Source organism: Paraburkholderia sp. FW306-02-B, assembly GCF_058782725.1.
Genome location: NZ_JBYSXZ010000002.1, coordinates 2,068,203 through 2,090,956, shown reverse-complemented (window position 1 = coordinate 2,090,956; position 22,754 = coordinate 2,068,203). Strand labels below are relative to the sequence as shown.

At 60.2% G+C, this 22,754-nt stretch carries 19 protein-coding genes and 4 pseudogenes; 14 read left to right on the top strand and 9 right to left on the bottom strand.

Annotated features, from left to right (window positions below):
* The first annotated feature begins 37 nt into the window (after positions 1-37).
* Both AC3WOG_RS30655 and AC3WOG_RS30650 read left to right on the top strand, forming a co-directional pair.
* Complete coding sequence (locus AC3WOG_RS30655) at positions 38-661, top strand: tetratricopeptide repeat protein (RefSeq protein ID WP_492581547.1); 624 nt, start codon at positions 38-40, stop codon at positions 659-661.
* A gap of 528 nt (positions 662-1,189) precedes the next feature.
* On the top strand, positions 1,190-1,666 hold the full coding sequence (locus tag AC3WOG_RS30650; protein WP_492581546.1) for a hypothetical protein: 477 nt from the start codon (positions 1,190-1,192) through the stop codon (positions 1,664-1,666).
* 184 nt (positions 1,667-1,850) lie between these two features.
* Here AC3WOG_RS30650 and AC3WOG_RS30645 read toward each other — a convergent pair whose 3' ends face one another.
* A complete protein-coding gene (locus AC3WOG_RS30645; protein WP_492581545.1) occupies positions 1,851-2,309 on the bottom strand; it encodes a hypothetical protein in 459 nt (152 codons plus the stop codon).
* A gap of 662 nt (positions 2,310-2,971) precedes the next feature.
* Between AC3WOG_RS30645 and AC3WOG_RS30640 the strand changes: the two genes are divergently transcribed.
* Positions 2,972-3,703: a phosphatase PAP2 family protein gene (locus tag AC3WOG_RS30640; RefSeq protein ID WP_492581544.1), complete on the top strand. Its 732-nt coding sequence runs from the start codon at positions 2,972-2,974 to the stop codon at positions 3,701-3,703.
* 50 nt (positions 3,704-3,753) lie between these two features.
* A pseudogene (locus tag AC3WOG_RS30635) lies at positions 3,754-4,161 on the top strand (transposase); the annotation flags it as partial.
* 58 nt (positions 4,162-4,219) lie between these two features.
* Here the strand turns inward: AC3WOG_RS30635 and xylB are convergent.
* A complete protein-coding gene (gene xylB / locus AC3WOG_RS30630) occupies positions 4,220-5,683 on the bottom strand; it encodes a xylulokinase (RefSeq protein ID WP_492581543.1) in 1,464 nt (487 codons plus the stop codon).
* Between the two features lie 515 nt (positions 5,684-6,198).
* Positions 6,199-6,588 (bottom strand): annotated as a pseudogene (locus AC3WOG_RS30625) (SDR family oxidoreductase); the annotation flags it as partial.
* 235 nt (positions 6,589-6,823) lie between these two features.
* On the opposite strand from AC3WOG_RS30625, the gene AC3WOG_RS30620 reads away from it, so the two are divergent.
* Entirely contained in the window at positions 6,824-7,090 is a 267-nt protein-coding gene (locus tag AC3WOG_RS30620) for a hypothetical protein (protein WP_492581542.1), read from the top strand.
* Positions 7,091-7,158: 68 nt separating this feature from the next.
* A pseudogene (locus tag AC3WOG_RS30615) lies at positions 7,159-7,382 on the top strand (integrase); the annotation flags it as partial.
* A gap of 176 nt (positions 7,383-7,558) precedes the next feature.
* Here AC3WOG_RS30615 and AC3WOG_RS30610 read toward each other — a convergent pair.
* A complete protein-coding gene (locus AC3WOG_RS30610; protein WP_492581541.1) occupies positions 7,559-8,722 on the bottom strand; it encodes a porin in 1,164 nt (387 codons plus the stop codon).
* A gap of 297 nt (positions 8,723-9,019) precedes the next feature.
* Here AC3WOG_RS30610 and AC3WOG_RS30605 point away from each other — a divergent pair, with 297 nt between their 5' ends.
* Positions 9,020-9,826 (top strand): MetQ/NlpA family ABC transporter substrate-binding protein, encoded by an 807-nt coding sequence (locus tag AC3WOG_RS30605; RefSeq protein WP_492581540.1) that lies wholly within the window; start codon positions 9,020-9,022, stop codon positions 9,824-9,826.
* Between the two features lie 125 nt (positions 9,827-9,951).
* Here AC3WOG_RS30605 and AC3WOG_RS30600 read toward each other — a convergent pair whose 3' ends face one another.
* The 3 genes from AC3WOG_RS30600 to AC3WOG_RS30590 form a co-directional block, all read right to left on the bottom strand.
* Positions 9,952-11,067, bottom strand: coding sequence for a succinylglutamate desuccinylase/aspartoacylase family protein (locus AC3WOG_RS30600; RefSeq protein ID WP_492581539.1), 1,116 nt, complete (start codon positions 11,065-11,067; stop codon positions 9,952-9,954).
* Between the two features lie 254 nt (positions 11,068-11,321).
* On the bottom strand, positions 11,322-12,104 hold the full coding sequence (locus AC3WOG_RS30595; RefSeq protein ID WP_492581538.1) for an ABC transporter substrate-binding protein: 783 nt from the start codon (positions 12,102-12,104) through the stop codon (positions 11,322-11,324).
* Between the two features lie 700 nt (positions 12,105-12,804).
* A complete protein-coding gene (locus tag AC3WOG_RS30590) occupies positions 12,805-13,074 on the bottom strand; it encodes a hypothetical protein (RefSeq protein WP_492582565.1) in 270 nt (89 codons plus the stop codon).
* Here AC3WOG_RS30590 and AC3WOG_RS30585 point away from each other — a divergent pair.
* The 7 genes from AC3WOG_RS30585 to AC3WOG_RS30555 all read left to right on the top strand — a co-directional run bounded on the left by AC3WOG_RS30585 (position 13,034) and on the right by AC3WOG_RS30555 (position 20,431).
* Complete coding sequence (locus AC3WOG_RS30585; RefSeq protein WP_492582501.1) at positions 13,034-13,984, top strand: extracellular solute-binding protein; 951 nt, start codon at positions 13,034-13,036, stop codon at positions 13,982-13,984. The genes AC3WOG_RS30590 and AC3WOG_RS30585 overlap by 41 nt on opposite strands.
* A gap of 2 nt (positions 13,985-13,986) precedes the next feature.
* A complete protein-coding gene (locus tag AC3WOG_RS30580; RefSeq protein WP_492581537.1) occupies positions 13,987-14,772 on the top strand; it encodes a LysR substrate-binding domain-containing protein in 786 nt (261 codons plus the stop codon).
* A gap of 124 nt (positions 14,773-14,896) precedes the next feature.
* Positions 14,897-15,352, top strand: a complete 456-nt coding sequence (locus tag AC3WOG_RS30575) for a heavy-metal-associated domain-containing protein (protein ID WP_492581536.1) — start codon at positions 14,897-14,899, stop codon at positions 15,350-15,352.
* Positions 15,345-17,732 carry a heavy metal translocating P-type ATPase gene (locus AC3WOG_RS30570; RefSeq protein ID WP_492581535.1) on the top strand — a complete coding sequence of 796 codons (2,388 nt, stop codon included), beginning with the start codon at positions 15,345-15,347 and terminating at the stop codon, positions 17,730-17,732. Before AC3WOG_RS30575 ends, AC3WOG_RS30570 begins: the two co-directional genes overlap by 8 nt.
* 38 nt (positions 17,733-17,770) lie before the next feature.
* A complete protein-coding gene (gene cueR / locus AC3WOG_RS30565) occupies positions 17,771-18,175 on the top strand; it encodes a Cu(I)-responsive transcriptional regulator (RefSeq protein WP_492581534.1) in 405 nt (134 codons plus the stop codon).
* Between the two features lie 293 nt (positions 18,176-18,468).
* Positions 18,469-19,167 carry a TetR/AcrR family transcriptional regulator gene (locus AC3WOG_RS30560; protein WP_492581533.1) on the top strand — a complete coding sequence of 233 codons (699 nt, stop codon included), beginning with the start codon at positions 18,469-18,471 and terminating at the stop codon, positions 19,165-19,167.
* A 61-nt stretch (positions 19,168-19,228) separates the two neighbouring features.
* The gene (locus AC3WOG_RS30555) at positions 19,229-20,431 is read left to right on the top strand and encodes an MFS transporter (protein ID WP_492581532.1); all 1,203 of its coding nucleotides are present in this window, start codon (positions 19,229-19,231) and stop codon (positions 20,429-20,431) included.
* 150 nt (positions 20,432-20,581) lie between these two features.
* On the opposite strand, the pseudogene AC3WOG_RS30550 reads toward AC3WOG_RS30555, so the two are convergent.
* Together AC3WOG_RS30550 and AC3WOG_RS30545 are read right to left on the bottom strand one after the other, a co-directional pair.
* Positions 20,582-21,305 (bottom strand): annotated as a pseudogene (locus AC3WOG_RS30550) (ABC transporter permease); the annotation flags it as partial.
* A gap of 286 nt (positions 21,306-21,591) precedes the next feature.
* Complete coding sequence (locus AC3WOG_RS30545) at positions 21,592-22,752, bottom strand: pilus assembly protein TadG-related protein (RefSeq protein ID WP_492581531.1); 1,161 nt, start codon at positions 22,750-22,752, stop codon at positions 21,592-21,594.
* Positions 22,753-22,754: the final 2 nt, after the last annotated feature.

Sequence of the window (22,754 nt, the reverse complement as noted above, 5' to 3'; positions counted from 1 at the left end):
GACGGCCAACATTTCTTCGCGCAAGATATTGCGCTCGTTGACGCGCCTCAAAGCTTCGCTCCCGGATGAACTGCCCTTGACCGGGATTCGAATCACCGCTGTTGGCAACACCATCGCCGTGCGGTTAGGTCCCGACCAATGGGATGCCGAGTCGGGCCAGCCGCTGCTCGACTTTGAGGTCGCTCCCTTGAAAGGTGACGTGGCGTTTCTGGACGGCTCCCCTCGCAGCGCAAAGGAGGCTCACATCCAGGCCGAGGAATGGTTTGAGCTCGGTGAGCAACTGACCACCACGGACCGGCAGGGGGCCGAGCATGCTTATCGGAGAGTCCTGGAGCTGCTGCCTGTGGCGCACTATGGCGCTTACACCAACCTGGGCGTTCTCCTGTGTGAAGAGGGACGCTGCGAAGAAGCGCTGGCAGTGTTTGACAGGGCCTTGGAATTCTTCCCGGACGATTGCCAGCTGCACTTCAACCGCGCCGTTGCGCTGGAAGAGCTGGATTGCGCCGACGATGCGCTGAATGGCTACGGAAAGTGCCTCGCGATTGAGCCAGACTACGCGGATGCACACTACAACCTTGCAAGACTCAAGGAACTTCGAGGGGACAAGCAAGGCGCGCTCCGACACTACAACGCATACCGCCGTATCCAGGGCGCTTGCTAGACTACCCAACGAGATACTCACGCCCTTCGAGCAGCCGGCGCAACAGCCTCAAGCATACCAAGGAGGTTGATTAATATAATCACCTCCACTTATATAGGACTCTTAATCAATAATCACAAGAAAACTATCTTCGCCTGAGACGTTAGCCAGAAAAGACCGTTTAATCCGAGCCGGGATTGCGATTGCCTGACCGCCGGCGCCTGGCAGCAACCACGCCGCTCACCACAGACTGATACTCGGGACTTGTTCAGCATGTTTCACATCCCGAAAGATTCAACGTCGGATACCGGCCCTAGCTTCGGGCTGGCTACCCGGAGACAAAACAGGTTCGAACCCCATAATTTATTAATCAGTAGGCAATTGGGCGGACACCACCGTAATATCAAAAGTAACTAAACGTATCCAAATGTTACATTTAGTGAGGTTGACCAGGTAGCGAATGCCCAGAACGTTTTCAACGGTACCTGCGCGAGCCGCACGAGATCTTTTGTTAAACAGTCCTCTTAGCTGACACGACAGGCAATTCGGATGAATCAAAAGTTTGTGACTGCTGGCAGAGCGATTATTGCCTACATCGTGGGAATTACGACGGGTGCTATCGCGTTTGTCCCATTGCTCGTTGTTATCAGTTCGCGAGGCGGCGAAGCGTTTCCCGTGTCCCGTCCCGACCAAGGACTGCTAGCCTATTTGTTTTTTTGGCTACGTGTCGAGCTGGGTTCGATCCTTGTGACATTTATGTTACCTGCTGTGCCGATGTTTCCGTTTTTTGCCGCAGCAATGGTCTTCGCTCGGTGGAGACAAATAAGTCACTGGCTTTATTACATTATGCTTGGAGTCGTCATGGCGACGTCACTGTGCCTCACTGTATCGACCGGCGGCCACGCACCGGCGCTATTGCATAGCGAAATCCCTATTCGCATTGTTCTTCTATTAGCAATGCCGGTTGGGGTATTTGGAGGAGCAGCGTGCTGGTTATTCCTGCGGATGACATATTCAGAAACATGACCACTTTCGAGTCCGCTGCATCAAGCGGCTCATTGATTAAAAAATTGTTTCATATCAAAGGGACTGGCCCGACCAATTCCAAACTGAAAATCTGATAAAAACTTCTGTGCGAGATACCAAATGGCTCAGTCTTTAACATATGCGCAGCTGGAGCAGCTTCGCGGAATGGTGAATTCAGGCGATGTCAGCGGGTTTTACAACTATATGGCCGGTTTGGGATATAACTGCGCGACGTTGGCAAATGGGCTGGTTTCTGGAACAAGTTTTTCGGGATCGGGGAATTGTCTGTTCCCATCAAAAATCCTCTCAATTGCCGCTCCGCTTCGAATACTTCGTGAAGAGGAGCCCTTGCGAGCTGGGCGTCATACAGCGCCAGCAGCGCCTCAAAGTCGCTGATTACCTCGGACGCGAGCCGCCACTCCCCCGTCTCATGAGCGTGCGCCAAGGTGTTCTCGACTGCATATTCGGCGATCTTGAACTGCTCCACCAGTTGGCCACCATAACCAGCACGCTGCAGATACCAGCTCAGGTATGCCGCGCGCATAAGTTCATTGACCAGGTGGCCGTTGCCATGTCCGTCGCGGCATGCGACCAGCGCAAGATGACAGGACAGCGACCGTTCACTGGCGGAGGCGCGATCCATCGGCAATAGAAGTGCTTTCGTCAGCGGCCTGCGGGCTCGGCCGGGGGACCTGTTTCGCCTGGAAGACATTTTTTCGACATTGCGACGCCGGGAAGCGATTGATTATAGCGAACCCATATCAGAGATACGGCCGCGACGACAATCAAGGGCCGAGTTCGACCCGTTTAAGACACTCGGACACGATTGGCGACGGACTGCAGTCGGGTCAATATGAGTCATCTACCCATATCGCTTCGCCTGCTGTTCGTCGACCATTGCGGCCAGCAACCGGTGCGCTGGCCGTGGGCGGACGATGGCTGCGCCAGTGAGACAACCCGGTATTTGAATGCCAATCAACGTTAGCCCTGAGGCGGGAAACGACGGTGCTGGTGGCTGTGGCGGCGGCCACAACAGCGGTTGTTGGCAACCGCGAACGGGCGATTGGCGTGAAAGGAATGAAATGCTTCTGGAAGAGGCTTGCGCGAGGGATCCGACAATTTCCTGGGACACTACGCGCCAGCGCACATATCGTGTTCATGTCAATACAATGATTGTCGTTGCCGGCCATCGGGCGCTTTGCCGCTCAGCCGGGCACCAACGATGCCTGCGATGCGGCGCCGCGACAACGGCTGCGGCCGACCATGAAGTTATGTCGATTGCCGCGCATAAGGGAGCAGAGACAAATGAACGTCATCGATACTTGGCTCATCGCGTCCATAAGTAACGTGGCCATTCACTCTCAAGGCTTCACCCATGTAGTCGAAGCGGTCGTGAACGCGTACCTGTCCAAGGGCGTGGTGTTGGTTGCACTGCTGTGGTGGGTCTGGTTCAGGCCCGAACGTGCGGAAGGTCCTGACGGCGAGGCCGTCCGGCGACACCATCGCGAACTCGTCGTGATCGCCATCGCGAGCGGCCTCGTCGCACTGGTGGCCGGCCGCCTGCTTGCGCACTACCTGCCGTTTCGCCTGCGGCCGATGTATGAACCGGCGTTGCGTGCGTTCTATCCGGAGGCCAACGTGGAGGAGCCGGTGCTGCGAACGTGGAGTGCGTTTCCGAGCGATCACTCCATGCTCTGGTGCGCGGTCGCTATGGGCATTTTCCTCGCCTCGCGGCCCGTGGGGATCTACGCGCTGTTCCACGCCGTGGTGCTGATCGGCCTGCCCCGCATCTATCTCGGTTTGCACTACCCGACGGACGTGCTGGCCGGTGCGGCGCTCGGCATCGGCATCGCATGCGTGATGAACGCCAGGGCGATACGCACGCGCATCGCCGCACCGATACTGGCGTTCGCGCAGCGCTATCCCGGCGTGTTTTATGGCGCCGCGTTCGTGCTTAGTTTCGAGTTGGCGACACAGTTCGATGAGCTGCGCGTGTTGGCGCATGCCCTGACACATGGGATGTCCCACGCGTTGTAGCTGGTCGGGAAGGTGTGGAGGGGGAGGCGCTCATCGCCCCCTGCTGGAATCGCTTCCTTGATCTGCGAGATCTGCGCCAGCACCTCGCACCGTTCTACAGTCCAATGGGTCGTCCATCGAATGACCCGGAGCTCATGATTCGCATGCTGATAGTGGGCTACTGCTTCGGCATCCGGTCCGAGCGACGTCTATGCGAAGAGGTGCATCTGAACCTCGCATACCGGTGGTTCTGCCGGCTAGGTCTGGAGGACACCATACCGGAGCACTCGACGTTCTCAAAGAACCGTCACGGGCGCTTCCGCGATAGCGATCTGTTGCGTCACGTGTTCGAATCTGTGCTGAGTCGCTGCATGGCCGAGGGACTCGTCAAGGGCGAAGGATTCGCGATTGACGCAAGCATCATCAAGGCGGACGCGAGTCCTGCTAACGGAGTGTCGGGAACAGAGCCTATCGACTGGGGACGTGCTGACGGACAGAATCCGGGAGAGCAAACTCACCGGTGCCGGATTGAACGTGTCATTGCGGGAAAAGCGGGCGTAACTGCCTGTACAGGGCCCGGAACGATGCCAGCCGTGCCGACAGTGTCGAATGCCGCTCAGCGTCAGGAAAGAATTCCTCCAACACCAGCGGCGCACGGATTACGACCGAAAAATCGCCGTCAGCCGCAAGCCAGCCGAGACGTGCGGCTCCAAGCGCAGCGACGGACTGGACATCCGGCTGCCGGCGTGTGGGTACCCCAAAGGCATCAGCGACCAACTGTGCCCAGTGTGCACTGCGTGCGCCTCCACCAATAAGAGTGAGCGCGGTTTCGCGGGTGCCGTCCGCATGCAGGGCGTCGAAGCCGTCCGACAAAGCAAACGCGACGCCCTCAAGCACCGAATAGGCAAGCGTCGCGCGATCGGTCGAATCGACAAGTCCACAAAACACGCCCTGGGCGTACGGATCATTGTGCGGTGTTCGCTCGCCGGAAAGGTAGGGTAGAAACAGTGGGGCTTTGGCGCGACGGTCCGCGCTGACACTCTCGACCTCACCCAGCAAACTTGCTTCGTCGGCCGAAGTGAGGTTGCATAGCCAACGAACACAGCTGGCCGCAGACAGCACGACGCTCGTTCGGTGCCACCTGCTCGGAATCGCGTGGCATAGCGCGTGGACCCCTAGAGGTGGGCTCGGCCGAAACTGATCGGTGACGACGGATAGGACTCCCGATGTACCGAGCGACAGGAATCCATCCCCGGCCTCCGCTGCGCCCACGCCCAACGCGCTCGTCGCGGTGTCGCCCCCGCCCGCAGCAACGATTACGTTTGCGGGCAGGCCAAGTTCGCTGGCGACGCTGCGACGCACGACGCCGGCCGCCCGGCACCCTTCTTCAATCGGGGGCACCTGCATGCGTGTCATGTCGCAGGCCTGCAAAAGCTCGTCAGACCACTCGCGGCGCGCAACGTCGAGCCAAAGGGTTCCGGACGCATCTGATGGGTCCGTGAGCTTTACGCCGGTCAAACGCAGACGTAAATAGTCTTTCGGCAGCAGGACGCACGCCAGTTTCCGGAAGTGCTCCGGCTCGTGGCGTGCTACCCATAGCAGCTTTGGCGCCGTGAGCCCTGGCATTGCGCAATTGCCCGCGATTTCGTGCAGCCCTGGTGCGCGCGCCGTTAGTTCATCGCATTCGCTGACGCTGCGCATATCGTTCCACAGAATCGCGGGGCGCAGCGGCCGGTCATTGGCATCAAGAAGAACAGCGCCGTGCATCTGACCGGAGAGGCCAATGGCCTGGATACGCCCAAACGCGTCGGGGTAAGTCTTACGCAGCGCTGATAGAGCAATCCGCGTGGCTCGCCACCAATCCTCTGGATCCTGCTCGGACCATCGAGGCCTCGGTCTGGATATGTCCAACGGATGGCGCACGGTCCCGACGACAAGTCCGTCGCTGGCCAGCAGAAGGACCTTCAGTTCGGACGTGCCGAGATCAATGCCAAGAAACATTCTTCGAACTCGATGAAGCCTGTCGTTGCAGCGGGTAAATTATCAATCACCCGTAACGCAGCGGTGGTCAGTCTGGATAGCGTGCGCGTCTCGAAACCAGAGAGCATTCTAGTTCACGTCAGGCTCGTCGCCTCAGGGGATTGGGAGGCGCAGACACAAGCCAGGTGTAGTGATGAAAGCCGCGCTCGATACCGTAGGGTCAACCGGCAAGGTTATCAACGCGTCGACAAGCTAGCTCGTTCCAGCGCAGTGTTCGGGTCCAGGACCTCGGTCTCGAGCCGAATCTCGTCGCCATGGAGCAGCCACCCGGGGGCAGCCGCTGGCGTCGCTCGTTCGGTTTTCATCGGCAATCGCGCGTGGCAAAGTACGGCACGCCGCGCGATGCTATCGCATCCCGGGATGCGCTTACCGGATGCACCTTTTAGCCATCCCCCGGAAATCGTCGCCGCGTCCAACGAGACTTTCTTCCCGTTCCAACTGTTTATAACCACGGAGACGAATCTTGTCTTCTCCCCCTAGAGGTCAAAATTAGTGGACATCAGGACCACGTCGCGAATGGTCATGCCGCGTTGCCGCGTCAACATGAACATGACCACCTCGGCTACCTCGCTGGCCTCGATCAGGCTGCCCGATTCTTTGGCCTCTCTCAGTTTTTCCTCCGGCCAGTCGGCGAGCAGTGCGCTAATAACCGGGCCGGGCGAGACGGAGCCGACGCGAATTCCGTGTTTGAAAACCTGGTGCCGCACCGTCTGAACAAAGCAGTTAATCGCCCATTTGGACGATGCATAGACCGGCTCCCAGGGCGTCGGAAAGTGAGCAGCCAGGGAACTGGTCACGATAATGTCGCCGGTCCGCCTTCCGATCATGTGCGGCAAAACATCGTGAACATTCTTCATCACAACGTGGTGCGAACGGCTCCTCAGGGTCGCGCGCTGCGGATCGACTGCGCTTGCGCCATTGCCGCCGCCTCCAATGCTTTGGGCGACGACGCCCGGTGCATTCGAGCCGAGCGTGGTGATGACGCCGTTGTTGCCGACGGTCACCACATTGCCGTTGCCTCCTGTCCCGCCACTACCGCCGCCGGTCCCATACGATCAGCGTGCCCGCGTAGTTCTTGTCCAGATAGTCGAAGTCGCTGCCATGGTGTACCCGGTGGTGCTAGCGGGTTCCGGTGGCGATCCGAATGCCGGAAGTGGCGGTTCGGGAAACGTCCTGAACCTGACAGTGGGCACGGGTTCGTTGCGCAGTCCTACGACTATCAACGTCAACAACACGAGCGGGAAAGCCGGTGCGGGCATTTACATGCTGTCCGAAGGCGCCCGAGGCGGCAACGCAACCTATAGCAACGGCACGTCGCCGGCAATGTGCAGTTCACATGCACGCATTGGGACGGCGATACCTTCGTAATCAGTCCCTCGGGCGAAATGGCACCCCGGAGGCCAAGCATGGCATGCCGTCGCAGTAAGCTGCGACATCTGTACGCGATGCGCGCCTGGTACGCCGGCATGCCGGTTCGCAAAGCCGTGGAACGCTACCTGCCGAGCCGCATCGGGGCAGGGCAGTCGGCGCGTGGCGTCCTGGGCAGCATTCGCCGACGGCTGGTGAAGGTCGCGCGCCAGGCCGGCCGGATCTCGCCACGGTTTTTGAGCACCCTGACGGTGAGCGTTTGCGGGAGGCAAAGGCGGTCGCAGACGCGATGCGGCGGCAGAGCAGGGCGTCAGCCTGAATCGGCTGGTGAGTATGAAGCTCGCTGCGTGAGCGTCGGGCACGTCATACTGTGCCCGCACCGACTTCCCAAAAGAAAAACGCCCCGCAGGGCGTTTTCAAGAACCGCGGGACAGCAGGGAGCTCGCGCTCCCCGCCGACAACACCCGATCAGAACTTGTGACGGATACCGACGCGGAATGCCAGCTGGTTGTCCGCGCCCGTGCCCGACGTGCTGAAGTAGCTCGTGCTCGAACCGATCTGCGCTTGCAGATCCTGCGTGCCGTTGTGGCCTGCGGCGATCTGGTAGATACCCAGTGCATACACGTCCGTGCGCTTGCTCAGTGCGTAGTCGATGCTCAGGTCCGCCTGGTTCCAGTGGCCCCTGTTGGCATTGCTCAGGTGCATGTACGTGTAGCCTGCGCCTGCCGTCAGCGCCGGCGTGAACGCGTACTTCGCGCCCGCTTCGTATGCAGCGAACGTCGTCGTGCCGCCCGTGACCGGCTCGAAGCGCGTGTTCGTGTACAACGCCCACAGCGTAGCTGCACCGATCGAGTAGCGGCCGCCGACGCCGAACGTGCGCAGATCGCGGACGTTGCCCGTCGACACGTTGGCGATGGTCGTCGAGAACGACGGCGTCGATTGGCTCGGGTAGCGGATGTCCGTGTACGCCGCGCCGATACCGAACGGGCCGTTCGCGTAGTTCAAGCCGAAGCTGTATGCACGCGACGAACCTGCAACCGGTGCTGCGGTCGTGCCGCTTGCCGGCGAGCCGGCAAATGCGCCAGCCTGGTTCGAGAAGCCATACATCATGCCGAAGGTCAGGCCCGAGAAATTCGCGCTGCTGAACTTGACCGAGTTGTTGATGCGGCTCGACGTCAACTGGTCGACGTCGTTGATGTGGTAAGCGTAGTTACCCGCGACGGTTTGGCCACCGGTCGAGTAGTTGCCGCCCAGGTAGTCCGTCGAAAACGAGTACTGGCGACCGAACGTCAGCGAGCCGATGTCGTTCTTCGACAGACCGACATACGCTTGACGGCCGAACAGCGCGCCGCCCTGGCCGAGCGTGCCGTTGCCGCTGTTAAAGCCGTTTTCCAACACGAACAGTGCCTTCAGGCCGCCACCGAGGTCTTCGGTGCCGCGCAGGCCCCAACGGCTGCCTTGAGCAACGCCGTCGTCGTACTTGAAGAGCTTGTCGTGGCTGGTGCCCGACTTGGAGTTGTTCACGTAGCTGATACCGGCATCGATCAGGCCATATAGCGTGACGCTGCTTTGCGCATGGGCGGCACTGGCGAAGACGGCGAGAGTAGCGGCGGTCAATACTTTCTTGTTCAAGACATTCTCCGATTAAAAATTAAGCGATCGCGACGCCGGCTCTCCGGCAAGGTCGTGCGATGGGGCGAAATTTAAGGGAACGCAGAGTAAGGTATGTGACAGCTTTGCTTATTTTTGTCATGTGTCGCGCCGGAGCGACACTCAGATGGCTTCGCTAACGGAAATCGCGCATATCGCCCGCGTATAAGCTTTTCCCATTCCGTGCGGATATGCGAATGAAAAACGATTGGTTCCAGGGCGCCGCGGCGGCATGCGACGATGCGCCCCTATCAATCAGAATCACTTGAGGGGAAACGCATGCAACGCCGGACAATCATTCAAAACCTGCTGGTTATAGCCGCCGTTTCGTTGACGGCAACGTTTGCGCACGCCGACGACAAACAACTCAGGATCGGTACGATGAGCGGCCCGGATGCACAGATCTGGTCGGTGGTGACCAAGGTGGCGGCGCGCAAAGGACTGAACGTCAAGGTCATCGAATTCAACGACTACGTGCAGCCGAATGCCGCGTTGGACGCCGGCGACCTCGACGCCAACGGATTCCAGCATCAGCCGTTTCTCGACAGCCAGATCAAACAGCGCGGCTACAGGATCGTCAATGTCGGTCTGACCTATGTGTCGCCGATGGGCTTCTACTCGAACAAGCTCAAGTCGCTGAAGGACTTGGCCGATGGGGCGAAGGTCGGCATCCAGAACGATCCGTCGAACGGCAACCGTGCGCTGCTGCTGTTGCAGAAGTATGGCGTGCTCAAGCTGAAGCCGGGCGTCGGTACGAACGGCGTCAACGCGACGCCGCTCGACGTCGCCGAAAACCCGAAGAAGATCAAGCTGGTGGAGCTCGACGCCGCGCAATTGCCGCGCGCGCTTGGCGATCTCGACGCCGCATCGATCAATACCGACTACGCGGTCAAGGCCGGCCTGCAACCGACCCAGGACGCCATCGCGATCGAAGACCTCAAAGGTCCGTACGCGAACCTGATCGCCGTGCGTGCGCAGGATCGCGACAAGCCGTGGGTCAAGAAACTGGTAGCGGCCTATGAATCGGACGAGGTGCGCAAATACATCGATACGCAGTTCAAAGGCGCGATCGTTCCGGCGTTCTGAACGATCTGGCCGATCTGGCCTGGCTGCGCCCGTATGAAAGCAAATCGCCCGCTACTCAAGCGGGCGATTTGCTTCATAGCCAAAGACTTGCAGGCCAGCGGCCGAGCCGCGGCCCGGGTTGCCGGTTAATTGCTCAACAGCGAGCCGCTTCTGAACGCCTTCGCGCCGGCAATGCGCGCGAACTCCAGCCCAGCCGTCGCAAAGCGCGTCAGATGCCGTGCATACAACACGCCGGCCACGCTGCTCTTCAACGTCACCACGCGATCGGTCAGCGGATCGACGATATCCGCGATCTCATGACCCACGTCGACCCAGGTGCCGACTTCGCAGCGGTACACCAGCACGCCGCTGATCGACGCGACGAGCGGCTCGGCGCCGGCCAGCGGCGTCGCGGCGAATTCGAGCGCCGGCAGCGGCGCGGGCGTGCCGTCGATCACGCCGCGCGACGTCAGGTACTCGATGATTGCTTGTGCATCGCGATCGGCGTACTCGTACGACACCTCGCGCTGGCCGCGCAGTTCGATCGTCACCGAGATCGAGCCGTTCGGAATCGGGAAGCGGTCGCCGTAACGGCTGCGCAGATCCGACCAGCAGAAGCTGTGGATTTCGTCGAACGGATTGCCCACCGAATTCAGCGCGAGCAGCGACGCCTTGGCGTCCAGATAGCAGGCGAGCGGCTCGACTTCCGGCCACAGATCGGGGTTCGTGTAGAGGTGCATCGCGGCTTCCCAGTCGCAATGCAGATCGAGCACGACGTCGGCGTCGCAGGACAGCTTTTGCAGCGCCAGACGTTGCGATTCGAGTTCGGTTTCCGGCTTTTGCTCGTCGAGCGCCTCGCGCATCGCCGCGCGGATCGCGAGGCGATTGGCGTCGATGTCCCCGGTCAGGCGCGCCTCGATGCCCGGCTGCACCAGCGCCGACAGTTCGTAGAAGTTGCGGTTGAAGTTCTGCGCGGTGTTGGTCTCGAAGCGGCCGCTCAGGTGGCCGAGAAAGTGCTGATTCAGCCCGATAGGATTTGCCACCGGCACGATCACGACCTCGCCGCGCATCTTGCCGGCGGCTTCAAGCGCCGCGAGCTTGCGGCGCAACGCCCACGACACCAGCATGCCGGGCAATTCGTCGGCATGCAGCGACGACTGGATGTAAATCTTCTGCCCGCCGCCGGGACCGTAGTGAAAACTCGTCAGGTTACGGGCGGTGCCGAGCGTCGGGGCAATCAGCGGATGGGTTTGGGTTTGCATGGTTTTGAAAGTGCGCCGGCCAGTGAGGCGTGCCGTGCTATGTCGTTGATTACAAGGGAAAGAGTGCTTCGTGGTCAGTCTACGGCGGGCCGTCGCGCGGCACCTCGATCGCACGATCTTAGCCGATATGGTGCTGCACGTGGTTTTGTGCGGCGTTCTGTGGATCGCCGTGCAAACGAAACGGGCCCCGCGTGTGGCGGGGCCCGTCTTCGTTACGCTTCCCGCCGGCGCGCTGTCAGGCACGCCGTGCTGGATTAGCTGCCGTACACGTCGAAGTCGAAGTACTTCTTCTCGAGCTTCTTGTACGTACCGTCCTTAATGATGTCGGCGATGGCCTTGTCGACCTTCGTCTTCAGATCGGCGTCTTCCTTGCGCATGCCGATGCCGGCGCCATTGCCGAGGATCTTCGGATCGTCCAGATCCTTGCCGACGAAGTCGAAGCCTGCGCCGCGCGGCGTCTTCAGGAAGCCGATCTCAGCTTGCACCGCGTCTTGCAGTGCAGCATCCAGACGGCCCGACAGCAAGTCGGCGTAGACCTGATCCTGGTTCTGATACGGCACGACCTTCGTGCCCTTCGCTTCCCAGTACGTCTTCGCGTAGGTTTCCTGGATCGTGCCTTGCTCGACGCCCACCGTCTTGCCCTTGAGCGAATCGGCCGTCGGCAGGATGCCCGAACCCTTCTTCGCCACGAGGCGCGTCGGCGTGTTGAACAGCTTCGCCGAGAAAGCGATCTGCTCGGCGCGTTGCGGCGTCATCGACATCGACGACAGCACGCCGTCGAACTTCTTCGCCTTCAGTGCCGGGATCATGCCGTCGAAGTCGTTTTCGACCCAAACGCATTTGGCTTTCAGGCGTGCGCAGATTTCATTGCCGAGGTCGATGTCGAAGCCAACGAGCTTGCCGTCCGAGCCTTTCGACTCAAACGGGGGGTAGCTGGCGTCAACGCCGAAACGGATAGTCGACCAATCTTTAGCGTGTGCGCCAATCGAGACGGTGGCAAGCAGAGCAACCGTCAAAGCCGCTAGCAGTTTTTTCACTGTTTAACTCCTCGGTGTAGTTCAAATACTCCCGCATGCGGTTGTGCCGCGGCGGGACGCCCGGCGCGACTCACGACCGGACTTGGGTTTAAGCTGCCGGCCGGGGCGGCCAGCAGCGCGCGCCAAGCTTATCAGGTCAAAAAGATTGAGTAGCTAGTGAAACACCGGATAGCGGGCGAGAATAGCGTCTAAAGCCTGAATAGGGTGGAGATTTGACGGCGTCGCCGATGCACGCTGCATCGCGGTTATGCATCGCTTACTGCCTTGTAAAGACGCTGTAAAGAAGTTGGCTAATGCCTGGATTCGAAGCGAATTGCGGCGTCGACTTTCGGCGTCTGTACTGGCGTCTTTAACGTTGCCGATTGGCATGCTATAAAAACCGCCTGATTCCTTACCGGACGAATTCGCGAGTTCAGGGCTGACGACGCCGCTTCAGGCGCGCTAGAGCGCGCACTCTGAACGCCCCGGTTTGGTTAAAGATCCTGCGATACCGTCCGTTATATATAGACGAGCGCGTTTAGTGCATCTTGCCGGCAGCCTGTTTCTATCGACCCCGGCGAGGCCCGACCAAAAACGCGCTTGCTGGCGCTATGATCGACGCACCGCGCGCGTACCGCGCGGTGTAAGCAATATCTGTCTGAACAAGGTCATCGAGCACCGCGCCGGCAGCCGAATGCCGGGCGGCTGCGGACTCTGGTCGTTACGGCATCCTGCCGAATGGTGTTGATTGAATGCACACGATTTGGAGGGCAGATGAAATGCGCTGCGGCATCCCATCCTTCTGGCGGCGAATCGCATCCGGTGCAAGACGCTCGAAGCCATCGCGCAACGGCGCTTTTCCCGGTTTTCTGACACTGCTGCCAAGCGCCGTTTTCTGCGCGAGCCTTTTGTCGGCGGCGCCGGTTGCCGCTGGCGAGAAGGTCCTGCGTGTGCTGGCATGGCCGGGGTACGCGGACAGCGACGTGGTCAAAGCTTTCGAAACGCGTTTCCACGCCAAGGTGGAAGTCACGCTGGTCGATTCCGATGAGGCGCTATGGGACCAGATGCACGCCCAGGGCGCGCCGCAATTCGACGTGCTGGCAGCCAATACCGCCGAAATCCAGCGCTATACCCGTGCGAATCTGCTGGCGCCGCTCGATCTGGCCAGTCTGCCCAATACCCGAAGACAATTGCCGCGTTTTCAGGCGCTGTCGTCGATCGCAGGACTGACCGCGGCAGGCAAGGTGTACGCCATTCCATTCACGTATTCGTCGATGGGGCTGATCTATGATCGCAAGCAGTTCGCCGTTGCGCCGCGCTCGATGCGCGAATTGTGGAACCCGCGTTACCGCGGCAAGGTCCTCGACTTCAACAGTGCCCAGCATAATTTCTCGTTCACGGCGCTGGCGCTGGGTTATCCCCATCCCTTTCAGCTCGATGCCGCGCAGATGCGCCTGATCGCTCACAAGCTGGTCGAATTGCGCCGCAATTTGCTGACGTATTACACGCTGCCGGAAGAGGCGACCGCGTTCTTCATCCAGCATAAGGTTGCCTTGATGTTCGGCAACTATGGCACCCAGCAGGTCGCTTTGCTGCGCCGCGCCGGCGCGGACGTGGGCTATGTGATTCCCGACGAAGGGGCGCTCGCGTGGCTCGACTGCTGGTCGATGACGAGTTCGGCGGCCGATCGTCCGCTCGCGCTCGCGTGGATCAATTACATGCTCGAACCGTACGTGAGCGAATTGTTGACGCAGCGCCAGGGGCTCGCCAACACGTTGACGGCGCCTGCGGAAAACAGCGACGACGCGCACATCATCTGGATCGGTCCGGTGGAGGATATCCAGCGGCGCGAGGACCTGTGGAGCAAAATCGTGTCGGGAGACCGGTCGGAGCGCTTTTGATCATGCGCCCAGGTCTCACTTTCAAGTTATCGGTGCTGCTTGCGTGCATCGGTGTGCTTGCGTCTGGAGCGACCGGCTATTACGCGTATCGCGCCAATCGCACGATTGCTGATATTGCCGAGACGGAAGAAGCCGCGGCAGGTACGCATCGCTCGGTTCGCGGCCGCCTGATCATCACGGCGCCCGCCTTGTTTGGACGGATGTTTGTCACGCCGATTGTCACCGCGTACCTGAAGCGATATCCCGACACGGAAGTCGAGTGCCGCTTCCTGGATCGGGTCGTCAATATGATGGATGAAGGTATCGACGTCGCCATCCGCATCGGCCCGTTGCAGGATTCCAGTTATCAGGCCATGCCGGTTGGGCGGGTTAGGCGCGTGGTCTGTGCGTCGCCTGCGTATCTGGAACAGCATGGCGTGCCGCTCGCGCCTGACGATTTGACGCAACACGTTCTGATATCGGCGGTTGGCGTGACGCCGTCATCCGACTGGCGCTTTGCGCATGAAGACGCCCCGATCAGTGTTCGCGTGCGTCCGCGATTGACCGTCGCGACTAACGACGAGGCGGTCATCGCGGCGCTCGACGGATTCGGTATCACGCGCCTGTTGTCATACATGGTGGCGCAACATCTTGCCGAGGGCCGTCTTGTCGAGGTATTGCGCGAGTATGAATCCACTGTGCTGCCCATTCATGTCATGCAGCACGAAGGTCGCCATGCCGCAGCGAAAGTCCGCGCATTTCTCGACATGGTTACTCAAGCGCTTCGTGACAACCCGGCCTTGCGGTGATGCCTTTTATCGTTCGTCGGCTCCAGGGAAAAGATTCGAGTTCGAAATGTTGATTCAGTGCTTGACCTTCCCGCGAAGGGAAGGTTGATCCTTGCAGGCATCGAAACCCACAAGGAGTATTTCCATGATCAACACCGAGTTCGCCCTCTTCGATTTGCCGTTTTTCGGCATGACCCATGCCGGCCACGAAGGCCCGATTGAACACGCCCCGCATCAAGTCAGCGACGATAAGGACGTCGACTCAAAATTCGTCAGCCGGCAGGTTCAACGGCAAGCTGGCGCTTCGAGCCGCCCCGCGCGGATCGAAGCGAGCGACACCACGGGTTATGCCGCTCCCGGTGAACGCATGGCGCTCGCTATCACCGGCATGACCTGCATGTCGTGCGTGCGTCATGTCGAGCATGCGCTTAAGCAAGTGCCCTCGGTTGCGAGTGTGAGCGTCGATCTCGCCGCCCGTCGTGCGCATATCGAAACGCTCGGCGCTGTCGATCCTGCGTCTCTGATTGCTGCCGTCGAGGAAGCCGGATACACCGCCGTGCCCGTTCAAGGCGATGCTTCCAAGGAGGGCGGTCATGAATAAGTCCGTCACTTTCGATCTGCCCATCTCCGGCATGACATGCGCCAGTTGTGCAGGCCGCGTCGAGCGAGCCCTGCGCAAGGTTAGCGAGGCGGAGGACGTCAGCGTCAATTTCGCCACTGAGCGGGTGCGTCTGCAGGCTCCGTCCGGCAGCCTGCCCGCGTTGCTCCAAGCCGTGGACACCGCTGGGTACGCCGTTCCCAGTGAACGCGTCGAACTGGCTATCGCCGGCATGACTTGCGCGTCCTGCGTGGGCCGGGTAGAGCGGGCGCTTGGCAAGCTGCCTTCGGTCAAGAGCGTCAGCGTCAATCTGGCCAACGAGCGTGCGCATATCGAAACGTTTGGCACGATCGATCCCGCGATACTGGTCGCTACCATCGAAAAAGCCGGTTACTCCGCCAACCCGGTCCAGGACCGTGAGGTGATCACCGGCAATCAACAGCAGCGGCTCAACAAGGAACGCTGGTCACTGGTGCTGGCGTTTGTGTTGTCCGCGCCGCTCGTACTGCCCATGCTGGTGGAACCGCTCGGGCTGCACCGGATGTTGCCCGCGTGGGTTCAGTTCGCTCTGGCGACGCCCGTGCAATTCATCTTGGGCGCACGCTTTTATGTTGCAGCCTGGAAAGCCGTGCGGGCTCGCGCAGGCAATATGGATCTGCTGGTAGCGCTCGGCACCAGCGCCGGCTACGGCCTGAGTCTCTACGGCTGGGCGACCGCCGTAGAGGGCAGCATGCCGCATCTGTATTTTGAGGCGTCGGCGGTCGTCATCGCCCTGGTTCTCCTCGGCAAATATCTGGAAAGCCGCGCCAAGCGCCAGACCTCCAGTGCCATTCGCGCCCTTGAGGCGTTGCGTCCGGAACGCGCCGTCCAACTGGTGGATGGCGAAGAGCGGGACGTCTCCATCAGCGCATTGCGCATTGATGATCTTGTCGTGGTCAAGCCGGGTGAACGGTTCCCGGTAGACGGCGAGGTGGTCGAGGGCCAGAGCCATGCTGACGAAGCGCTGATCAGCGGCGAAAGCCTGCCCGTGCCAAAGCAGCCCTGCGACAAAGTCACGGGCGGCGCAATCAACGGCGAAGGACGCTTGCTCGTCAAGACTCGGGCATTGGGCGCGGAAACCGTCCTGGCACGCATCATTCGTCTCGTGGAAGACGCGCAGGCAGCGAAGGCGCCGATCCAGAAGCTGGTGGATAAAGTCAGCCAGATATTCGTGCCGACCGTGCTGGTGCTCGCCCTCATCACCCTGGTGGGATGGCTGCTCGCCGGCGCGTCGCTGGAAAGCGCCGTGATAAATTCCGTGGCCGTTCTCGTCATTGCATGTCCTTGTGCGCTGGGTCTGGCAACGCCGACGGCGATCATGGCAGGGACCGGTGTCGCTGCGAAATATGGCATCTTGATCAAGGACGCCGAGGCGCTTGAACGCGCCCATGAAGTCACCGGGGTAGTTTTCGACAAGACGGGCACGTTGACTTCGGGCGCGCCGCGGATTGCTCACTTGCGCGCGATCGATGGTAACGAGGACGATCTGCTGCAATGGGCTGGGGCGCTTCAACGTGGCAGTGAACATCCGCTGGCCAAGGCGGTGCTGGACGCTTGCAAAGAACGAAATCTGGATCTGCCGGCCGTACAGGACAGCAGATCGCTGGCCGGACGAGGTATCGCCGGAACGGTGTCGGGTCGTGACCTGGCGCTGGGTAACCGTCGTTTGCTGGAGGAGACCGGCTTGCAAGCCGGCGCCTTGGCGGAGTCGGCGCAAGCCTGGGAAGCTGAAGGACGGACCTTGTCCTGGCTGATCGAACGTGGTGCGCAATCGACCGTCTTAGGCCTGTTCGCGTTCGGCGATACCCTTAAACCCGGCGCGCAGCAGGCGATCAGACAGTTGTCGGCACGCAGCATTAGCAGCCATCTGCTGACGGGCGACAACCGGGGCAGCGCTCGTGTCGTCGCACAAGCGTTGGGAATCGACGACGTCTATGCAGAGGTCCTTCCCGAAGACAAAGCGGCGACCGTTGTGAAGCTTAAGAAGGCCGGAGTGGTGGCAATGGTCGGCGACGGCATCAACGACGCACCGGCCCTGGCAGCCGCGGACATCGGCATTGCCATGGGCAGTGGCACCGACGTGGCAATGCACGCCGCCGGGATCACCTTGATGCGCGGCGACCCGCGTCTGATTCCGGCGGCATTGGAAATCAGCCGTAAAACCTACGCCAAGATTCGTCAGAATTTGTTTTGGGCGTTCGTTTATAACCTGATCGGTATTCCCTTGGCGGCACTTGGTTTGCTCAACCCGGTATTGGCCGGCGCAGCAATGGCGTTGTCCAGCGTCAGCGTGGTAAGCAATGCGCTGCTGCTCAAGACCTGGAAGCCGAAGGATATTGAGTGAGTTTTTTTAACGATTCCGAGGACTGATGGAGAGCCGCAATGAATATCGGGCAGGCAGCCAAAAGCAGCGGTCTAAGCGCGAAGATGATCCGCTATTACGAATCCATAGGATTGCTGGCGACAGCGCATCGAAGTGATAGCGGTTATCGCCTTTACAGGCAGGATGACCTGCATACGCTGGCATTCATCAGGCGCTCGCGAGATCTGGGTTTTTCGCTGGAAGAAGTAGGCAAGTTGCTCACGCTCTGGCAAGACCGCCAGCGAGCCAGTGCTGAAGTGAAAGCGTTGGCGCGAGAACATATTGCAGCCTTGAACCACAAAATCACCGAACTAACCGGTTTGCGCGAAATCCTGCAGGACCTGGTCGAGCATTGTCATGGAGATAATCGCCCCGATTGCCCGATCCTCAAGGATTTGGCTTCGGGTAGCTCCTGTGTGCAGTGACCGCTGGCGATAGCACATGTCGGTCTGTGTCATTGATGTTTTACTTTTATGACGGCTAGATAGAAAGCTCAGTGCCGACCGCGCGTACTTAGGCGCCGAGGCTCTCATGACGAGAAATTCTTTTGGCCTGCCGCTGACCCGGCCCCGATCGTTCGCGTTGTGATAAAGGCGCAGACCAACTGGCTCGAACGGTTGAACTTGGTTTTTTAAGCATGCGCTATGTGCATATGCACTTAACGCGACAAAGACGACCGTATGACCAGGTGCTCGATTGGAAACATGAGCGCAGCTCTATGGAAACGCGCTTGATTGCGTCTCCCTGGAGGAAATTCGTTGACTTTGGAAGCGATCGCTTCCAAAATTGGAGCATGAAAGCGACAACCTCACAATCCCATTCCATATCAAACCCTCGCGGCCGCCCGCGCGAATTCGATATGAACGAGGCCTTGGACAAAGCGATCCCGGTGCTCTGCGAGCGCGGTTTCCATGGGACCTCGATCAACGATCTCGCCGATGCAATGCAGTTGACGGTGGGGAGCATCTACAAGGCATTCAGGGACAAACGCGATGTGTTTCTCGCGGCCCTGGATCGTCAATCATCTCTGCGCGATGCTCAGCTTCGCAAAGCGGTGGGCGCAGCCAGGTCGGGACGGGACAGGGTGCATGCGGCGTTGTTGTTCTTCGTGGGACTGTCGCATGGCGCCGAAGGCGTTCAAGGGTGTCTCATCATCAGCACGGCCGTGGAATTATCAACGTCCGATCCAGAGATCGCTGAACGTGTCGGCGATCTGTTCAGACGACGTGAGGCATACATGGCCGAACTGATTCAACAAGGACAGGCAGACGGGTCGATTCCGGAAAGTGTCGATAGCGAAGGCACTGCGCGATTGATGCTCTGTCTACTGCAAGGGTTGCGTGTCGTGGGCAAAACGGGCAGAACGCGCAAGGAGCTATTGACAGTCGCCGAAGCCGCAATGAAAACCCTGGATTGATTTTTTTTGCCAATTTAGGAAACAGTCATTTCCTTTATCAACTATTTGATTGGAGATTCGCATGACAACTGAAACGGCCATTACCGATATTCCATTACCAACGCATAGCATACCTGCGTGGCTAACCTTTCTGCTCGCTGGCGCCTGCGGTCTGATTACCGCCAATGTCTTCTACGCGCAGCCTTTGATTGGTCTGATCAGTTCCAATCTAGGCATGGCGCCTGAAACCGCGGGGCTGATCGTTACCTTGACGCAGTTGGGTTTCGCGGCCGGTATGATCCTGATCGTTCCGCTAGCTGACCTGATCGAAAACCGCCGCCTTGTCGTAGGCATGATCAGTGTCAGTGTCGTCGCACTGGCCAGCGCTGCACTATCAACACATCCGCAGGCGTTCCTGGTCGCTGCGCTGTTCATTGGTCTCACTTCGGTCTCGGTGCAGATTCTGGTGCCATTTGCATCGCACCTTGCCCACGAGTCCGTGCGCGGCCGAACCGTAGGCAACGTCATGAGCGGCCTGATGCTCGGCATCATGCTCTCGCGTCCGCTCGCCAGTTTCCTGGCGGATCTCGGTTCGTGGCACACCGTCTTTGTGCTCTCGGCAATCGCCATGGTTTTGCTGGCCATTTCGTTGCGCATTGCCCTCCCCGAACGTAAGCCTCATGGCAAGCTGACTTACGGACGCTTGCTAGCCTCAATGCTGACGCTTGCGCGTACGACGCCCATCTTGCGGCGGCGCGCCATTTACCACTCGTTCCAGTTCGCTGCCTTCACGCTGTTCTGGACCGTGATCCCTTTGGTGCTGACAGGGCCGACTTTTCGCCTGTCGCAGTCCGGTGTCGCACTGTTCGCTCTCGCGGGTGTAGCCGGGGCTATCGCTGCTCCGATTGCTGGCCGGATGGCGGATCGTGGTTTGAGTCGGCCTGCGACGGGCTTGGGGATGCTGTCAGTTGCCGTGGCATTCCTGATTACTCATATCGCGACGCCCGGATCCACGCTTGCATTGGCATTATTGGTAGTCGCTGCCATCCTGCTGGACTTCGGCATCACGACGACCCTTGTAACGGGTCAACGCGCCATCTTTGCCTTGGGGCAAGAGATACGGGGGCGACTCAACGCCGTGTACATGACTACCTGGTACATTGCCGGAGCGATGGCCTCGGCGGCAGGCGGATGGGCCTATGCGCAAGGCGGATGGGCACTGACTTCCTGGGTCGGGCTGGCACTTCCCGTCGCGGCACTGTTGTACTACGCGACGGAGAAGTGACACGGGCTAACAGGGGGGATGAAGTCATGGCACTACATCGCCTGCGTTCAGGTCTCGTCATACCCGCAAGAAGGTGGCGTCGAAATCAACCGTGTCTCGACGTCGCTTGAAGTTATTGGATCAATGGCAGTGGTCATGGCCTCGCAAACGTATCTGTAACGGCAACAGCACGAGCACCAGCAGCATGCCAAACTGAGGCATGCTGCGTGGCGACCGTCGCCATGAAGATGCCCATCGAAGTGGTGGCGAACAGATGCAGCGCGGTGCCGACCATGAACAGCGCCACGGAGCCTTCAATTGGCACATGCAGTGCTCCGCGCACCACGAAGGTCAACGAAAACGCGGCCACCACCATCACCACCAGTCCGATCGACCAGACTTTCGCCAGCATGATCCCCGCTGGCGTGATGGGCATCACCAGCAGGTGTTCGATCGTGCCGTGTTCCCGCTCGCGGATCAGCGCAGCACCGGTCAGGATGATCGACAGCATCGTGACGTTGTTGATGATCTCCATCAGCGCGCCGAACCAGCTCTGGTCGAGGTTCGGGTTGAAGCGCATATGCACGGCGAGATCGACAGGCGGCGGTGCGGTGTCCCGATAGCGCGCGACAAACCCGTCGATCTCGTCGGTCACGATCTGCTGCACGTAGCTGCTGCATGTGAATGCCTGGCTCATGCGCGTCGCATCGACGTTCAACTGAATCGCGGCAGGCCGTCCGGCCAGCACGTCGCGCTGGAAATTCGGGGGGATGTCGAGTGCGAACGTGTATTCGCCCGTGTCGAGCCCGTGGTCGACCTGCGGCGCGGTGATCGTCAGCGGCACGCTGAACTGAGGTGGGAAGAACGCCGAAGCGATCCGCGCGGACAACGGCGAAATCAGCAGGAAATTGAGCAGCGTCAGCAATACATAGGGCACCTGCTTGCCGAACAGAAACTCGCTGCGCGTAACCGGGGTGACGTACAAACTGGCGATGGGTGGAAACGCGGCGAGCAGACGGGAACTGGAAAGCAACCGGAAGGCGTATGCCCGGTTGTTGCGGGAGTTGCTCACGTTTCCGGACAGCGGATAGATGCGTCAGGGTGACACTACTGGAGTCATGCAAGGCGGGCTTTAGCGGCTATGCGCCCGAACGTTCATGTGAGCGGCGCGCGCAGTTTCGTCAAAGTGCCAGGCGGGGCGGCACATACGCTCCGTAATTGGGGCCGATGCCCGAAGACTGCGGGATGTCATAGCCGGTGAGGAAATGGCCCTTGATGTACTTGCCGCTGCCGCTCGCGACGCTATCGATGTAGAACGCCGCGAACGCAACGATAGGCTCATAGGTTTTCTCAACGATGTTGCTCACGATGGGAACGTAGACGACCGTGCTGGTCGGAACGGAGTTGTAAATCGTGTCCTTGACGCCGGGCTGAATGTAGATGCTGTTGCCGATGCTGAGCGGTGCAGGGTTGCCGTTCGCGATCAGCCCGCGGATCGTCGGGGTATCGTTCGCGACGCTCAAAAACGAGGTCCACTGGCCGGCCTGGCATGAGCCGCCGTAGGTCTGCCCGTTGCCGATCTCGAATTCGTATGCCTTGCCGGTCGAGGGATCGATTTTCGGTTGATTGGTGCTCGAATTCCAATACGTGTTGTACACGCACTGACCGAGCGCGACCGGGAAGAGTCCACCGGCGACGGTGCCGGGCGCCGCGGCGACGGCGGCCGCGGTGGCGGTGCCGTTCGTGCTGGCCAGCCCGAGCAACGAGCCGAACGCCAGGCTGATCGCGCCGCCGTTCTGGTTCGCGCTGCGCGTCACCGTGACTTGCACCGCGGTGGCGTCGTAGGTGCCGGGCGTAATCGTCGTTGCCTGCAAGGTCGACGGCGAGCCCGCCAGGTTCCAGTAACCCGTTGTCACGGTTGCGCTCGACAGTGTCGTATTGTCCGACGCGTTGAGCGCGATCGCGGAGGTCGCCGCCTTCGACCCCGCGGCCCAGCCAGGCGTGCCGGAGCCTGCTGCGACGAGCTTCGAGGCGCCGGCAAGCGCCGCTGCGTCTGCGGCATTCTGCAACTCGTTGCGCACCACGCTCACACGCGCCAGGTTGATCGCAAACGCGCCGAACATCAGCAACGGGATCAGGAAAGCGACGAAGAACAGGACAACCGATCCTTGCTGCCGCCGGCGCGACGGCGATGCGTGCCGGCCTCGCGGGCGCGGGCGCCGGGCGACCGCGGCGAGGGCAGCCGATGCGGAGGATGCGGACGATGCGGACGATGCGGATAACAGGGATGACACCGCCGCGGCGGCTGCGCAAGGGTTCGAGCGGGCTACGCGTGCGCACATGG